The sequence below is a fragment of the Rhizorhapis sp. genome (genome assembly GCF_035276005.1).
Taxonomy (GTDB): domain Bacteria; phylum Pseudomonadota; class Alphaproteobacteria; order Sphingomonadales; family Sphingomonadaceae; genus Rhizorhapis.
In genome coordinates this window covers 1-15,630 of record NZ_DATEMB010000061.1, presented here as the reverse complement: position 1 = coordinate 15,630, position 15,630 = coordinate 1, and the positions used below count along the sequence as shown (strand labels likewise).

Sequence of the window (15,630 nt, the reverse complement as noted above, 5' to 3'; positions counted from 1 at the left end):
GCAGAAAAATCGCCGGAGCCTCATATTCCCATGACGAAATTGACCCTGATGTCCTCGCTGGCCCTTGCCCTCGTGCTCACCGCTTGCGGCGACAAGGATGCCGCCTCCGACGGCAAGCTGAGTGGTGAGCCTATCGCTGCGGTTCCGGCCCCTGCGGGCACCAACTGGTCGGATATGGTAAAGCCCACCGCGGATGGCGGCTTTGTCATGGGCAACCCCGACGCCCCCATAAAGATCGTTGAATTTGCCTCCCTGACCTGCAGCCATTGCGCGGAATTTTCCGAAAAGGGCTTTCCGTCTCTCCGCGACAAATATGTGAACAGCGGCAAAGTGAGCTTCGAATTGCGGAATTATATCCGCGACCCGCTGGACATGACCGCGGCACTGCTCGCCCGGTGCGGCGGGGCGGAACCCTTTTTCCCCTTGTCCGATCAGCTTTTCGGCTATCAGCCGACCCTGTTTGAAAAGGCGCAGGGGCTGGGCGAGGCTGGATACAAGGCGGCGCTGGAATCCCCTGCCAATGAACGCTTCGTAAAGCTGGGCGAAGCGACGGGCCTTGTCGAATTCGTCATGCAGCGCGGCATCGCCGAGGATCAGGCGAAACAGTGCCTGGCCGACGCGAAGAATGCCGAAAAGCTCGCGGAAAATGTCCAGAAGGCTGGAACGGCCTATGAGATTGAGGGAACGCCTACCTTCATCATGAACGGGCAGAAGCTCGACAATGTGTCGGCCTGGCCCGCGCTGGAGGCCAAGCTCCGCGAAGCAGGGGCCTAATTGGCGGAGGGGGGGACCATCTCAGGGCACGGCTATGCTGGGCGAGGCTCGGCATCGATAATTGCCGTCGTCCCTGCAGAGGGAGGGACCCCGCTTCACATAACCATGCTACCGGCAGGAAGCAGGGCCCCTGCCTTAGCAAGGCAGACGGCTGGTGGCCGGGGGGTTAGAACCCCATGCAGATAAGGCGCCTCAAGCTCTCCGGCTTCAAAAGCTTTGTCGATCCGACCGAATTGCGCATCGAGCCTGGCCTGACCGGCATCGTCGGACCCAATGGTTGCGGCAAATCCAACCTGCTTGAAGCCATTCGCTGGGTCATGGGCGAATCGAGTGCCAAGTCGATGCGCGGCGGGGGCATGGAGGATGTGATCTTCGCCGGCACCGCCACCCGCCCGCAGCGGGACTTTGCCGAAGTCTCGATCCTCACCGAGCGCCAATCCGATGAGCTGACCGGCCCAATTTCGATTGGCGAGGATGGCGAACTGGAAATCATGCGCCGCATCGAGCGCGGCGCAGGCAGTGCCTACAGGGCGAATGGCCGGGATGTGCGCGCCAAGGACGTGGCGCTGATCTTCGCCGATGCCGCCACAGGGGCGCACAGTCCTGCACTCGTCAGCCAAGGCAAGATTGCCGCCGTCATCGCCGCCAAACCCTCCGAGCGCCGCATGATGCTTGAAGAGGCGGCGGGCATTGCCGGTCTTCATGTGCGACGAAAGGATGCCGAGCAGAAGCTGCGTGCCACCGAGGCCAATCTGACGCGGCTGGATGATATTCTTGCCGACATGGACGGCCGCGCCAGCCAGCTTCGCCGCCAGGCCAAGGCAGCAGAACGCTACAGCCGCTTGACCGACCAGATTCGCGTGGCCGAGGGGCGCCTCATCTATGCCCGCTGGCGGGACGCCGCCAAGGCCGCCGAGGCCGCTCGCGCGGAGGCCAGGCAGGCTGAGCTTTTGGTGACAAAAGCGCATGAGGCGCAGCAGGCCGCGGCCGCTTATCAGAATGAGGCGGTAAAGCAGTTAGCCATCCGCCGCAGCGAAGCCCAAAAGGCGCGGGACGCGGCGAATGAAGCTGGACACCGGCTGGCCGTCCTCAGAAGCGAGGAAGCCTCCATCCTCCAGCGCCTCACCGACCTTGAGGCGCAGGCGGCCCGGCTGGAGGAGGACAAGGCACGGGAAGGATCGCTCGCCCATGACGCGGCTGAAGCCATCGAGCGGCTGACCGCCGAGGCCGGGCAGATCGCTGCACGGGTCAAGGAAAGCGAATCCAGCCGCCCCGATTTTGACGCGCGCATTGCAAAGGCGGAAAGCGCTGCTCGCGATGGGGAACTGGCGCTTGCCAGGGCGATGGCCAGGCAGGCGAGCGAGCAGGCCGAACTGCGTGTGGCTGATGCCGCACTGAACGCAGCTCGCGGGCGGCTCGACAGGGCGCAGCGGGACGTGGGGCGGCTTACGCAGGAACTCTCCACCCTTCCCGAGCCTGGTCCGCTGGAAGCGGCGCGCGATACAGCGCTCGACCTGCAGAGCCGTGCCCGCGCGGACCGCGAGCAGGCGGAGGCGGCCATTGCGCAAGCCGAGGCAGAACGTACCGACGCAGCCGAAGCCCGCAGTTCCGCCGAGTCCGCCCTTTCCTCCGCCAAAGCGGCCCTCGCCGCACTCGACAGCGAAGCGGCGGCCTTGCGCAAGGCGCTGGACAGCAGCACCGGCCGCAGTCGCGCACTTGACCGGATCAAGGCGGCTCCGGGCTATGAACGGGCGCTCGCCGCCGCCTTGGGCGACGATCTGGAAGCGCCCATTGGTTGCGAGGGCAAGCGGCATTGGCTGGGCGCTGTGCCGCTGGAAAGCGACCCTGCCCTTCCGAACGGCTGTACGCCCCTCGCCTCTCATGTGACGGCGCCGCCAGAACTGGCACGCCGCCTTGCGCAGATCGCGGTTGCCGAGGTGGATGAGGGGCAGCCATTGGCGGTGGGTCAGCGGCTCGCCACGCTCGACGGCAAGCTCCGCCGCTGGGACGGATATATCGCCGTCGAGGGCGGCGCGGCGGCGGCCGAACGGCTGATCCGCCTTAACCGGCTGGAGGCCATTGAGGCAGCCCGTCCCGACACCGCGAACGAGGTGGAATGCGCCGCGGCCGGCCTTTCCGCCGCGGCGGAAGCAGCGCAAGCCGCGAGCGAAAAACTGGCGGCGGGACGCAGCGCCCTCAGCCGCGCCGATCAGACGCTGCGCGAAGCATTGCGCGCCGCAGACGAAGCCTCGGCAAAGCTCGACCGCCTGAACGACCGTCGGGATGAGCTGGATGCTCGCCTCGCCGAAGCGCGGAAGGATGAGGCCGCTGCCAGAGCGGAATTCGAGGCCGCCCAGGGTAGCCGCGCTTCCCTTCCTGACGGTGGCGAAACGGCACAGATGGTTGCCGCGCTCAAGCAGTCAAGTGAGCAGGCACGCCTTGCCGTTGGCCAGCTCCAGACAGAGCAGGCGATGACCGACCGCGCCTTGGGCGCTGACCGGGACCGCCTCAACGCTGCGCAGTCAGAAATCCGTAGCTGGCGTGCCCGCGCCGGCGAAGCCGCTCGCCGCATGGAGGACATGAGCAAGCGCGCCGCAGACATTACCGGGCAGCGCGAGACGCTCGAGGGCAAGCCTCAGGCCATCGCCCGCACCATTCGCGCTCTCGACGAAAGCAGCCATAAGCTTCTCGAAACCGCTGAAGCGCAGCAGGCGGCGGAACGGGGCGCGGAGGAAAGCCTGCGTCAGGCCGAAGTCAAACATGCGCAGGCGGGGGAGGCGCTGGCGGCAGCCCGCGAGGCGCGCGCCGGTGCGGCAGCGCGTGCCGAAAATCAGGAACAGCGCCGGGTCGAAATGGGCCGGATTTCAGGCGAGCGTTTTGAATGCCCTGCGCCAGTCCTTCCCGAAAAGCTCTGTTTCAGCAGCGCTGACGTGCAGGACGCGCCGCAGGAATCCGACACGCTCGAGAAGCTGACACAGGACCGCGAGCGCATCGGCCCAGTGAACCTGGTCGCCGCACAGGAACTTGCCGAACTGGAAGCCGAACAGGCGAAAAGCCGGGCCGAAAGCGAGGAACTCACCCAGGCCATTCACCGGCTGCGCGGTTCGATCGGTAATCTGAACCGCGAAGGCCGCACCCGCCTGCTCGCCGCTTTCGAGGCGGTGGACGGCCATTTCCAGCGGCTCTTCACTGCCCTCTTCAATGGCGGACAGGCGCATTTGAAGCTGATCGACAGCGACGATCCGCTCGAAGCCGGTCTGGAGATCATGGCGCAGCCGCCGGGGAAGAAGCTCTCGACCCTGACGCTTCTGTCGGGCGGCGAGCAGGCTTTGACGGCGGTAGCGCTGATCTTCGGCCTTTTCCTCACCAACCCGGCTCCGATCTGCGTGCTGGATGAGGTCGACGCGCCCCTCGACGATGCCAATGTCGAGCGCTTCTGTGATCTTCTCAACAAGATGGTTCATGATACGCGCACCCGATATCTGATCGTCACCCATAACGCCGTCACCATGAGCCGCATGCACCGCCTGTTCGGGGTCACGATGATCGAAAAGGGCGTAAGCAGGCTGGTATCCGTTGACCTTGGGGGAGCAGAGGAGCTGCTGGCGGCGGAGTGATGGCCGCTCTTTGAAGAGCAGCCATTTCCCGATTGTACGGCTCAATCACAAAATAGCGCGGGTGAACTCCGCTGTCGCTGACCAGCGCAAGTGAATGGCATCGACAAACTGTTGCTCGTCACTGAAGGCGTCATGCATGTCGATAAAGCGAATGCCAGAACGCTTTGATGCCCGCCTGATGGAGTCCTGCAATTGACCCAGGTTCTGGCGCTCAGGGTCGTAAAGCTGGACCCAATCGGGGCTCACGGGGGTAAGGACAACGTCCAATGTCTGACCCTGAGCGCCCGTAAGCGCGGCGAGCTGGCCAAGTGCGGCAAAACAGGCCGGATCATGAGAGCCCATTTCCTTGTAGAACATACCGCGGTCATGCCTGGGCTCCATGGGACCATCACCGAAGCGGTCGATCACCAAAGTGCCGAAACTGCCCGCATCGCTCCGCCGCGCTGCAAGACCATGGGCGTTCGAAAGGAACGTCACTGGATCAAAGTAGCGCAGATAATAGCGCCAGGCCGATTGGCCGCCAAAGACATAGGCATCCACATCTGAAAAGTTCAGATTATTCGCCTCCGAGGCGCAATCTTCAAAATCGAGCGGGGAAGCGAGCAGCATGACATGGCGCACCGACGGCAATCGTCCCAACAGCCAGCGCGTTGTTTCCGTCGTCTGATTGATGGCCTGTCCGCAAAGCCCCGCATTATAGGGCCGCAGCGAGGCATCGAATGCCATGGCTGCAGTGCTGTTGAAGTGCCGCCAGGCCACGGAAGACCCGACGACCAGCAGATTGGGCGACTGCGGCGGCATTTCCCGCATGATCCGCAATTTCTCGTCGATGCAGATGCTGTTGGAGAATTGCGGCGGCGGCAGGGCGTTGCGGGAGTGGAGAAAGGCCGCCGTGCCCACCATCATCGCCGCCATCAATATCGCCCCGATCGCCATGGCCACGATATAGCGCCGCATGTAGCGCCGGGGCGCAATGGCGGGAGAGGCGGCCTCCGCGCTTCCTAATGCGATAAACATGACCGGTTCAGCTTGTCTTCGATCAGGGAAACAAATTCCCCGACATTGTGAAGGCTTTCGAATTCCGATGTCAGGAAACGGATGCCGAAACGCTGCTCCACCGCCACAATGAGCGAGATATGGGACTGGCTATCCCAGCCCTCCACATCATCGGCGCGAGTGGCCGGTCCGATGTCGAGATCGTCTTCATCGAAAATGTCACGCATCAATTCAGTAAGCGTTTCGTAAATCTCAGCTTCGGTCATGCTGCCTCCAGCGCGATATGATGTGTCCCCGTTTCCGCCCCCGGAATTGGCCGTCGCCAGAAAGCTGTTCCCTCTGCCGCCCCAGGAAGCGGGGGCATGGGAACAAAGCCCAGTTTTTCATAATGCTGTGCCACGAGGCCATTGCGTTCGGTTGGCCGGTATTCGCCCACAAGCGCGCAGAATCCCCGTTCTCGCGCTGCTTCCAGCAGTATCTCGAAGGCCGCCGTTTCGACACCCCGGCCCAGGACCCGGCAGCTCATCAGCCAGCTATCGATCAGCAACTCATTGGCGGCAAGTGCGGGATCGGGACGGGCGAGGATGACGCTGATCAGGCCATTGTCCCCAAAACGGTCGCGAAGCCGGAAGCAATAGCCAAGGCTTTGCGCATCGGCGACGAACGCCTCAAGCTCGGCAGCGGTTCGGCGCCGGGTGGTGAGATTGAACTGGTTGGTCTTGTTGATGAGTTGAGCGGCGCGCGGCAGATCGGTTGCGCTGACCGGCCGCGCCAGCATGGTCATTTCCAGGCTCTTCAGATAACCCTCAAGATCAGTGGTGGCGGAAAGCGCCTCCCGCTGCGCATTGGCGGCATAGCTGCCCGCGCGCGCGAGATCGTCCGCCGTTAGGGAGACGGCCTCGAAATACCCCGCTGCCGCCAGGCTTGCCGGGTAATGGGCAATATCAGCCGGCATTTCGGGCACCGCCACTTCGGGCAATTCACGCCGGACGATGGCCCGTTCCGCCGGATTGTCATCGACGAATACCAGGCTATCCAGGCCGATATTGATGCTGCCTGCGATGGAACGGATATTTTCCGCCTTGTCCGACCAGTTGGCGCGAAAACAGGCGATATCGGCATATTTCAGCACCATCTCGCCATGCTCCTCAAATGCCTGGCGAGCGATGCTGTCATCATTCTTGCTGCACACCGCCAATATGATGCCTGCGCTTCGAAGCTGGTCCACATAATGCTGAAAGGCGAGATAGGCTTCGCCTTCAGCGCTTCCTTGTCCCAGACGAATGCCCGCAGGACCATCATCGCCGATCACCCCTCCCCACAAGGTGTTGTCGAGATCAAGCACCAGGCATTTGCGCGTACGCCCTGCGATTGCGGCAAGGATGCGCGCCACATGATCGCCATAGAGCGGCGCGAACAGCGGATTGATGAGTTGCTTGGCGTGATGCCAGCGCACCATGTCCACCCTGTCGATGCCGCCGATGTTGGGCGGCAATCTTGCCTCGACGTCGAGCAATGCGACATGGTCTTCGCGCGCGGCGGCACGGACAGCCTGATTGAGCGCCAGCACCATGGCCGCCGGAGAGGCCGGCACAAGGGCGTCGAACGATCCGAAAAGCGGCGGCGTGAGGGACAGAAAGCTCTGCTGAATGACCTGAGCGCCATATTTCTCCCTTGCCTGACGCCAAAGATGGCGCAGTTCCAGAACCGCCGAAGCGATATGCCGTTCCGCCTCCTGATCGGCGCCGATGGCTATTCTGGATAGGATCGCCTGGCTATCCAGAGCGAGAAGAATGGCCTGAGGCTTGAACTCTCGAAGCTCCGCATCATCGCCAAGCAGGGCCTGGCGAAAAGAGCCGTAGGCACCGGCATGCACTCTCGCGAGCAGGTTCCTTCCGAGCGCGGAAACGCGGATGGCCGGAAGGAGATGCCCGACGCTGTGCGATGCCAAAATAGCAAGGCGCAGTGATGACAGCCCCAGCGAAGCGGCGTCCACCTCTGGCCATTTGCCGAGCCAGCCGTTAAGCAGCCGGTCGATGCGGTCGGTCTCGGTCATGTCCCGGTTGAACTGCGTCAGAGCTAGTATGGCGGAGAGCTGCCCGGCCGGTGACGCGTCCATCCGGAGCACGTCCTTGATCCTGCTGGACAGGTCATCTGCCGCCGGAAGCCAGTCAAGCATCTGAAACATTCCTCACGCCTTCAAAACTGGAAGTAGAGAAATTCCGTGGGCGCGACCGAGGTTGCATAAAGCATCACGACGAGCGACGCCGCTCCCAACGCCATTCCTGTGGGAATGCTGGGCCGCCAGCGGAAGAGCCGCGAATAGCGCTCCAGCCATGAGGCGGATGGACGCAGGTTGAGCGCGGTCGGGAAGCTGCGCAGCCACTGCATCGAATTGGGAAGAGACCAGACAACCACCAGGAAGATGAATATCCGCACCGCATGAGAGGGCGTGAAAGCTTGCAGGTCGCCAACCGGCAGACCCAATTGGGCAACGAGGGATCCAAGCAATGGGAGCTCCGCAACCCGCTGCGGAAATGTAATGCCGTTAAGGCCCGCCATGCCAGAAAGGATATTCATCGCTGCCGGCACATTGTCGGCGCGGAAAAAGACGAGGGCGATCATCACGCACAGGAAGGTAAGCCCCACAGATGCCGCGATCTTGGCCGGATTGCTGCTTTCCAGCGGAATGCCGCGCTGCACCTTCCATTGCCGCCAGGCATGCGCAATGACCAGATAGACGCCGTGCAAAAGGCCGAAGACGATGAACTGCCATCCTGCGCCATGCCATACGCCCGAGATGAACATGGTGAAGATCGTCGGGAAAGCCACCAGGACAAGAAATGTCTCCGACGACATCTTCCCCCTTCGCGGCAGCGGTCTGCCCTTCGCCGCGCGGCGGCGAGTCATGGCCACCACGATCGGATTATAGATATAGGCCGTCAGGAACCGGGTCAGCGTCATGTGCCAGCGGTTCCAGAATTCAATGATGTTGCGAGCCTTGAACGGGCTATTGAAATTCGGCGGAAGCGAAATGCCGAACAGCAGCCCGAGGCCAATGGCCATGTCGGTATAGCCGGAAAAATCGAAATAGATCTGGAGCGTGTAAGAAAGCGCCCCGCTCCAGGCCTCGATAAATTGCACGCCGCCGGAACGCGCTTGCTCGAACACGGGCCGGGCATAGGTGCCGAACGGATCGGCAACCAGGACTTTCTTGAACAATCCGATGAAGAACAGCGTCACGCCCACCGCTACCAGGTCCCATCTGGGACGGAAGCGGTCGGGATTGCTGAACTGCGGCAGCATTTCACGATGATGCGTGATCGGTCCGGCGATCAGGTGGGGGAAGAAGGTTATGAACAGGCAATAGTTGAGGAAGCCATGCTCCGTCACTTCTCTGTCATTCGCATCCACCAGATAGGCAATCTGCTGGAAGGTGAAGAAGGAAATGGCGAGCGGAAGAATGATATGCGGCGCCGCCCATCCCGCCCCCGTCACATCCACGATCGTCTGCACCGCGAAGCCGGTATATTTGAAATAGCCGAGCAGCGCGACATTGGCGGCGATCCCGGACAGCAGCAGGGCGCGATTGCGCCGCCGCATCAACTGGCCGCCCACCCAATAGTTAAAGGCCATGCTGCCCAGCAGCAGCGGCACATATTGCGGATTCCACCAGCCATAAAAGGCTAGCGAGGCAAGCGTCAGCCATAATCCCGCCAGACGCTTCAGCCCGAAATGCGCGAGCAGCAGAAAGCCGCCAAATACCGTCGGCAAAAAAAAGAACAAAAAGGTGGCGGAATTGAAGAGCATGTCACCTGCCTGCCGACTCGCATATGGCTTTAAGAAACGCGGGTCTCACAAGGCTGAATCGTGCAAGCGAGCTTGGAATAGGGCTAAGTGTTTGTAAATCAGCCACAGTGGGTACCGCCTCTCGGATAACCGCCTTCCAGAACCGATGAGACTTCGTAACGATCCAGCTTCCCGGCCTATCAGGCAGGCGACCGCGGGCTTCTTGCCTGCTATTTAGGAGTAGAAGCTGCCTGCTTCCCATTGACGTTACTCAGCCAAGATGCTGTGTATCATAACAATAAGGGAGAGGTTCAAATGGAGGCGCATTCCGTTGCCACGGAGCCGCGGCGGGCTGACGAAATCGACACGAGCTTCCTGGATGGCGTGGTGGGTTATTGGTTGCGTCGCGCTTCTCATGTGATCGCCACGGATTATTTAGCTAGGGTTAAGGAGACCGCCGGCCTCCGATCAGTGCAGGTCTCCATTCTGGCAGTCGTCGGCGCCAATCCGGGTATCAGCCAGACACAGCTTGGACGCAGCCTCGGCGTCCAACGGGCCAATATGGTCCCGCTGCTCGCCAGCCTGATCGAGGATGGACTGCTGAGACGCGAGCCCTCGGACGAGGACAAGCGCGTGCTGGAACTTTACCCCACCAGCGCAGGCGAGGCGAAACTTCACGTTGCGAAGGCTTTGATCGACGAACATGAAAACGCGCTGCTCGCGGCCCTGACTGCCCAGGAACGCCGGACAGTCATTCAATTACTCGCCAAAATCGCTGACGCCGGAACAGAATAAAACCAAATGACAAAAAGGGGATGCCAATGACCGCCGATCCGCGGACTATTGTAGCCGAATCCAGAATGACTGCTCGCCAGATTACGGCCGTCGCCCTCATAATCGGGCTGAACGCGCTTGACGGCTTCGACGTACTAGCCATCAGCTTTGCCTCTCCCGGCATCGCGGCCGAATGGAGCATAGACAGGGCCGCTCTAGGCATAGTCCTGTCCATGGAACTGATCGGCATGGCCCTTGGCTCGATCTTTCTTGGTGGTGTCGCCGACCGGGTGGGAAGAAGGCCGACGATCCTGACCTGCCTTACCGTCATGGCGGCCGGCATGTTCTTGACCACCACAGCGTCGAGCATAGCGGCGCTTTCCGTCTGGCGCGTTCTCACCGGTCTCGGGATTGGCGGCATGGTGGCGGCCCTCACCGCGGCCGTGGCCGAGCATTCCAACAGCCGCAACCGCAACCTCTGCGTGGCGCTCGTGGCAATAGGCTATCCCATGGGCGCCATCATCGGCGGATCGGTGGCGGCAATGCTGCTGAAGACCCACGATTGGCGGACTGTTTTCCTCTTCGGCGGTACAGTCACCGCGCTATTCATCCCGTTGGTGTTGTTGGCACTTCCCGAGACAATAGCCTTTCTGGTCAGGAAGCGGCCCCAAGGCGCGCTGCAGAAGATCAACCGCATCTTGGCCCGCCTGGGCCATGAGCCCGCCGTCGCATTACCACCAGAGGAAAGCGCGGAAAAAAAATATTCGGTGCGGGACATTTTGCGGCCGGGCCTCATAGGCACGACCTTGATCCTGACGCTGGCCTATTTCCTGCACATCGGCACCTTCTATTTCATCCTCAAATGGATTCCAAAGATCGTCGTCGACATGGGTTTTGATCCATCGTCGGCGGCGGGGGTATTGGTATGGGCCAATGTCGGGGGCGCCGCCGGAGGCATAACATTCGGCGTCCTTAGCCGTTTTCTCCCACTCAAATGGCTGACCATCGGGGTGCTTCTTGCCTCAACGGCGCTGGTCTCGATATTTGGCATGGGGCAGTCGGACCTTACACAACTGGCGCTGGCGGCGGGGATTGCCGGGGTGTTCACCAATGCAGGCGTGGTCGGTTTCTACGCCATCTTCGCTCAGGCATTCCCCACTCACGTCCGCGCGACCGGCACCGGCTTTGCCATCGGCGTAGGGCGGGGCGGCGCGGCCATCGCCCCGATAATCCCAGGCTTCCTTTTCAGCGCCGGCTACGGCCTGCAGGCAGTCGCAATTTTCATGAGCATGGGTGCCCTTGCCGCTGCTATTACGCTATCCTTCTTGCGCGAGCGCAAGGGCGCCTTTGAAGGAGGCCGTCAAAAGGACCAGAGTCATGCCCACCCTCTTCCTCGATCACTATGAAAGCCCCGTTGGAACGATATTGCTGGTGACGGACGAGGATCGGCGATTGCGGGCGCTGGACTTCCAGGATTATGAGGCCCGAATGCGCCGTCTGCTCCGCCTGCATTATGGCACTGACGAAACGCTTCCCGTTCCAGCGCCGACGGCGATCAGGGATGCGCTCGACGCCTATTTCGACGGAGACTATCAGGCGCTATCCCGCATCAAGTGGCAAACCAACGGTTCGCCGTTCCAGCGTCAGGTCTGGGCAGCATTGGGCGATATTCCGCCGGGTAGCACGATGAGCTACGGGGCACTTGCAGCGCATATCGGGAAGCCCAAGGCCGTGCGGGCCGTGGGGCTTGCCAATGGCGCCAATCCGGTGGGCATTGTTGTCCCCTGCCACAGAGTGATCGGATCCAATGGCAGGCTCACCGGCTATGGTGGAGGCACCGCGCGAAAAGCATGGCTGCTCGAACATGAAGGAGCAGCGTTCAAGCCCGAGGCGGCGCAGGCAAAGCTGTTTTGACCGATTATCTTGCCGGCCCGGTCAAGCGCAGCGTCACCATCGCCGGCCACCAAACCTCCATCAGCCTGGAGCCCGTCTTCTGGCGGGCGCTGAAGGCGGAAGCCCAGCGGCGTAACCTTCCGGTCAATGCCCTTATCGCCCAGATCGACCTGGAGCGGATCGGGGCAGACGACCCTCCCAACCTCGCGAGCGCCATACGTCTCTGGCTTTTCCATAGTCTCACAGACTCAGTTGATACTCATTCGCAATAGTGTTGACACTGATAGTGATTCGCAATAGTGAGTCCCCAACCACATAAAGGGGGATTCATGTCAAATAATTCGCGTTTGGCCGCAAACTTCATCGCACCCACTTCCATTGCCGCCGCCATGCTGATGGCAGGACCTGCCTTTGCCGCCGATGGCGATGCAGCCGCCGCAGACGCCGAAGTAGCGGCCCGCGCCAAAGAAGGCATTCAGGTCAACGGTGAGCGGCGGAAGATGGAACTGCCAACGATCCGGGGGCCGGTCATTGACGTGCCGCAGATCGTGACCACCGTCTCGTCCGAAACCCTTCGCGACCGCCAGGTAGTGTCTCTTGAGCAGGCCCTGCGCAACGTCGCGGGTGTGACAACGCAGATCGGTGAAGGGGGCATCGTCAATGGCGACCAGTTCTTCATTCGCGGACAGGCCGCCAAGAATGACATCTTTACCGATGGGCTACGCGACTTCGGCGCGTTTACGCGCGACAGCTTCAATTATGAGGCGGTAGAGGTCCTGAAGGGCTCGTCGTCCACGGCCCTTGGCCGGGGCGTGTCGGGAGGAGCGATCAACACCGTTTCCAAGGCGCCCGCGACAACCGACTTCTTCAGCATGACCGGATCGGCGGGGTCTGCGAACTATGGCCGTATCACCGTCGACGCAAACAAGGCGCTCACCGACAGCGTCGGGCTTCGCCTCAATTTCATGGCGCACACCAATGACTCACCGGATCGTGATCCGGTGGAAGCTCGGCGCTGGGGTTTTGCTCCAGCCATCGGCTTTGGGATTGGCCAGCGCACCAGCCTCACCCTTATCTACTTCCATCAGGAAGAAACCCGGGTTCCCGACTATGGCGTGCCGATTGCGGTGACGACGGATCCGGCCATAAACGGGGTTGCGGTTCCCGATATCGAGGTCCCGGTGACCGAGCTTGGCGTTCCGCGCTCCAATTTCTATGGCTATACCGCGGACACCGACAAGGTGACGGTGAATACCCTCACCGCGAGGTTCCGGCACGAGGCCAATGATTGGCTGACCTTTACCAGCGACACAAAGCTCGGTGCGTACAAGCGCTTTTTCCGGCAGACGGTGGCATCCTGTCCGGCTGCCACCTGCGGCGATCTGCTGCTCGATGGAAATGCTGCGACTGTTCCCTTGGTAACAATGGGTGGTCCCGGGCCCTATGACCAGACCACCAAGGGCGTCCAAAATGTCTCGACCGCCCTCATCACGAAACCGGTGGGCGGAATGCGGAACGAGTTGGTGCTGGGCGTCGACTTTTCCTACCAGACCAACGACCGGACGCAGGCCAACTATGAAGGCACAAGGGCTCCCAAGGACCTGTTCAATCCGGTCCACAGCCCTTCGCCCGCCCTCTCGGCCACGCTCAACAATATCCGCGACACGCGGGGTACGGACATCTCCTTCTTCATTGACGAACGCCTCTGGCTGACCCCCCAATTTTCAATCAACGCCGGGCTTCGTTTCCAGCATTTCACCAACAAGCAGGATCAGACCAGCTTTGCCGCAACCACCTGCAACGGGGTCAGCGGAACCTTTGCCGAATGCGATTTCACGCGCAAGGCGAAGCATAGCCTCTGGAATCCAAAGATTTCGGCCATCTGGGAACCGTCGGAGCAGGCGAGCTTCTATGTCAGCTACAGCAAAGCCGCCGTGCCGCCGGGTAATTCCATCGGCAATGGCGACGCGCTTTCCGCGCTGGCCGCCAACGGCACGATCAGTAGCGCTGATCTCGATCCCGAAAAAACGAAGACATTCGACATCGGCGCAAAATTCGGGCTGTTCAACAACAAGCTGCTGGTTCAGACTGCGGTGTACCAGATCAATCGCGATAATGCGAAAGAGACAGATCTGGCCACCAATACGACGGTCGTCTCCACCGAACCCAAGCAGCGCCTTCGCGGCTTCGAGTTGGGCGTGAGTGGCGCGGTCAACGAGGAACTGCTGCTCACCGCCAACTATTCATATATCGATGCGGAGATTCGCGAATCCTTCTCCAGTGGTCTGGTGGAAGACACCGTCGGCAATCAGGTCCGCTATGTGCCCAAGCATGCCGCCTCCGCATGGGCGACTTGGAAGCCGGTGGACGGCTCACTCAAGGGCCTCGAGATCGGCGGCGGTCTTAACTATCAGTCGAAAGTCTATCTCAACAACCTCAACACGCAGGTCGCGCCCTCCTATGTCGTGTTCGATGCATTGCTAGGATACAGCTTCAGCAACTACCGCATTGCGCTCAATGGCTACAATCTCACCGACAAGCGCTATTACGCTCAGGTAAATGGCGGTCGCGTGCTGCCGGCAGCCGGCCGGACCTTCGTCGCGAGCTTTGGCATTGCCTTCTGACGCTGTGACCCGGCAGAAGGCGGCAGGGCCGGTGGCGACAGCCGCCGGTCCTGTCCTGTTGCCGGAAAGGGCTTGCCAATGCTGATCCGAATCCCCGCCTTGCTTTCTGCGGATGAAGTCGCTCATTGCCGCAAGGTTCTGACGGAGACCCAGTGGGTCGATGGCCGCGTCACTGCGGGCGTGCAGTCGGCCATCGCCAAGAACAACCTTCAGGTGCCGGAGGACGCACCCGAGGCGAAAGCGCTGCAGGACATCATCCTGCGCGCATTGGGGTCGAACGAGACCTTCAACGCCGCCGCCCTGCCGCTGCGGGTCTTTCCGCCACTGTTCAACCGCTATGATGCGGGAATGGGCTTCACCGCCCATGTCGACAACGCCATCCGGTATATTTCCTCCGCGCGGCAGCGGGTACGGACGGACGTCTCCTCCACGCTCTTCCTCAGCGATCCCGCCGATTATGAAGGCGGCGAGCTGGTCATCGAGGACAGCTATGGCGAGCAGCGGGTCAAGTTCGATGCCGGAGACCTGGTGCTCTACCCGGCCGACAGTCTGCACCGGGTCGAAGCCGTAACGCACGGCAGCCGCTGGGCGGCTTTCTTCTGGACCCAGTCAATGGTCCGCGACGATGGCGACCGGGCCCTGCTCTACCGCTTTGACCGTTCCATCACCCTCACCCGCGCCGAACTGGGCGACAGTCACCCGTCAGTGCTGGGCCTCACCGCCACCTACCATAATCTTCTCAGAAAATGGGCCGACCTTTGACGACCTTTCGCCTCAATCAATCCGGCCTGCTCTTCGTCCCCTCCAAATGGCAGCGGGCGGTCTTTATCCGCTGGCTGAAGAGGGTTCATGCCTGGACCGGTTTCTGGGGCGCCATTCTGTTCTTCATGCTGGGCCTGTCAGGCGTACTGCTCAACCACCGCAGCATCATGAAGATCGAAACCGGGGAGCCGGTGGAAGTGAGCGCGATGGACATTGCCGTCGACCCCGCACTTATCCCGGACGAAAAGGCGCTCGGCCAATGGGCGGCCAGGCAGCTCGGCCTCTCATCCAAGCCGCGCCCGCCCCGCAAAGAGGGCGGCGGCAGCGGCGAGCGCAAAAGCTTCATGGGGCATGAGCAACAAGAAGCCGAGAAATGGGCACAGCAGTTCAGCCAGCCCAAT

Annotated in this window: 13 protein-coding genes; 9 read left to right on the top strand and 4 right to left on the bottom strand. The window is 61.5% G+C overall.

What is annotated here, in order from left to right:
• Positions 1-30 precede the first annotated feature (30 nt).
• A complete protein-coding gene (locus VJS46_RS13730) occupies positions 31-774 on the top strand; it encodes a DsbA family protein (protein WP_324060631.1) in 744 nt (247 codons plus the stop codon).
• 176 nt (positions 775-950) lie between these two features.
• The gene (gene smc / locus VJS46_RS13725; RefSeq protein ID WP_324060630.1) at positions 951-4,391 is read left to right on the top strand and encodes a chromosome segregation protein SMC; all 3,441 of its coding nucleotides are present in this window, start codon (positions 951-953) and stop codon (positions 4,389-4,391) included.
• Positions 4,392-4,436: 45 nt separating this feature from the next.
• Here the strand turns inward: smc and VJS46_RS13720 are convergent, their stop codons facing one another.
• From VJS46_RS13720 to VJS46_RS13705, 4 genes are read right to left on the bottom strand one after another with little or no spacing between them, the layout of a single operon-like run.
• A complete protein-coding gene (locus tag VJS46_RS13720; protein WP_324060629.1) occupies positions 4,437-5,408 on the bottom strand; it encodes an SGNH/GDSL hydrolase family protein in 972 nt (323 codons plus the stop codon).
• Positions 5,393-5,653: an acyl carrier protein gene (locus tag VJS46_RS13715; protein ID WP_324060628.1), complete on the bottom strand. Its 261-nt coding sequence runs from the start codon at positions 5,651-5,653 to the stop codon at positions 5,393-5,395. Before VJS46_RS13715 ends, VJS46_RS13720 begins: the two co-directional genes overlap by 16 nt.
• Positions 5,650-7,575 (bottom strand): HAD-IIIC family phosphatase, encoded by a 1,926-nt coding sequence (locus tag VJS46_RS13710; protein WP_324060627.1) that lies wholly within the window; start codon positions 7,573-7,575, stop codon positions 5,650-5,652. Before VJS46_RS13710 ends, VJS46_RS13715 begins: the two co-directional genes overlap by 4 nt.
• Before the next feature lie 11 nt (positions 7,576-7,586).
• Positions 7,587-9,161 carry an MBOAT family O-acyltransferase gene (locus tag VJS46_RS13705; protein WP_324060626.1) on the bottom strand — a complete coding sequence of 525 codons (1,575 nt, stop codon included), beginning with the start codon at positions 9,159-9,161 and terminating at the stop codon, positions 7,587-7,589.
• A 330-nt stretch (positions 9,162-9,491) separates the two neighbouring features.
• Between VJS46_RS13705 and VJS46_RS13700 the strand changes: the two genes are divergently transcribed.
• The 7 genes from VJS46_RS13700 to VJS46_RS13670 all read left to right on the top strand — a co-directional run.
• On the top strand, positions 9,492-9,971 hold the full coding sequence (locus VJS46_RS13700) for a MarR family winged helix-turn-helix transcriptional regulator (RefSeq protein ID WP_324060625.1): 480 nt from the start codon (positions 9,492-9,494) through the stop codon (positions 9,969-9,971).
• A gap of 26 nt (positions 9,972-9,997) precedes the next feature.
• Positions 9,998-11,356, top strand: coding sequence for an MFS transporter (locus VJS46_RS13695; protein WP_324060624.1), 1,359 nt, complete (start codon positions 9,998-10,000; stop codon positions 11,354-11,356).
• Positions 11,328-11,864: a methylated-DNA--[protein]-cysteine S-methyltransferase gene (locus tag VJS46_RS13690; RefSeq protein ID WP_324060623.1), complete on the top strand. Its 537-nt coding sequence runs from the start codon at positions 11,328-11,330 to the stop codon at positions 11,862-11,864. Before VJS46_RS13695 ends, VJS46_RS13690 begins: the two co-directional genes overlap by 29 nt.
• The gene (locus VJS46_RS13685; protein WP_324060622.1) at positions 11,861-12,115 is read left to right on the top strand and encodes a ribbon-helix-helix domain-containing protein; all 255 of its coding nucleotides are present in this window, start codon (positions 11,861-11,863) and stop codon (positions 12,113-12,115) included. Before VJS46_RS13690 ends, VJS46_RS13685 begins: the two co-directional genes overlap by 4 nt.
• Before the next feature lie 57 nt (positions 12,116-12,172).
• The gene (locus VJS46_RS13680; RefSeq protein ID WP_324060621.1) at positions 12,173-14,467 is read left to right on the top strand and encodes a TonB-dependent siderophore receptor; all 2,295 of its coding nucleotides are present in this window, start codon (positions 12,173-12,175) and stop codon (positions 14,465-14,467) included.
• 78 nt (positions 14,468-14,545) lie between these two features.
• A complete protein-coding gene (locus VJS46_RS13675; protein ID WP_324060620.1) occupies positions 14,546-15,229 on the top strand; it encodes a Fe2+-dependent dioxygenase in 684 nt (227 codons plus the stop codon).
• Positions 15,226-15,630 (top strand): hypothetical protein (locus VJS46_RS13670; RefSeq protein ID WP_324060619.1); only part of this gene is annotated, 405 nt, incomplete at its 3' end. The genes VJS46_RS13675 and VJS46_RS13670, both read left to right, overlap by 4 nt.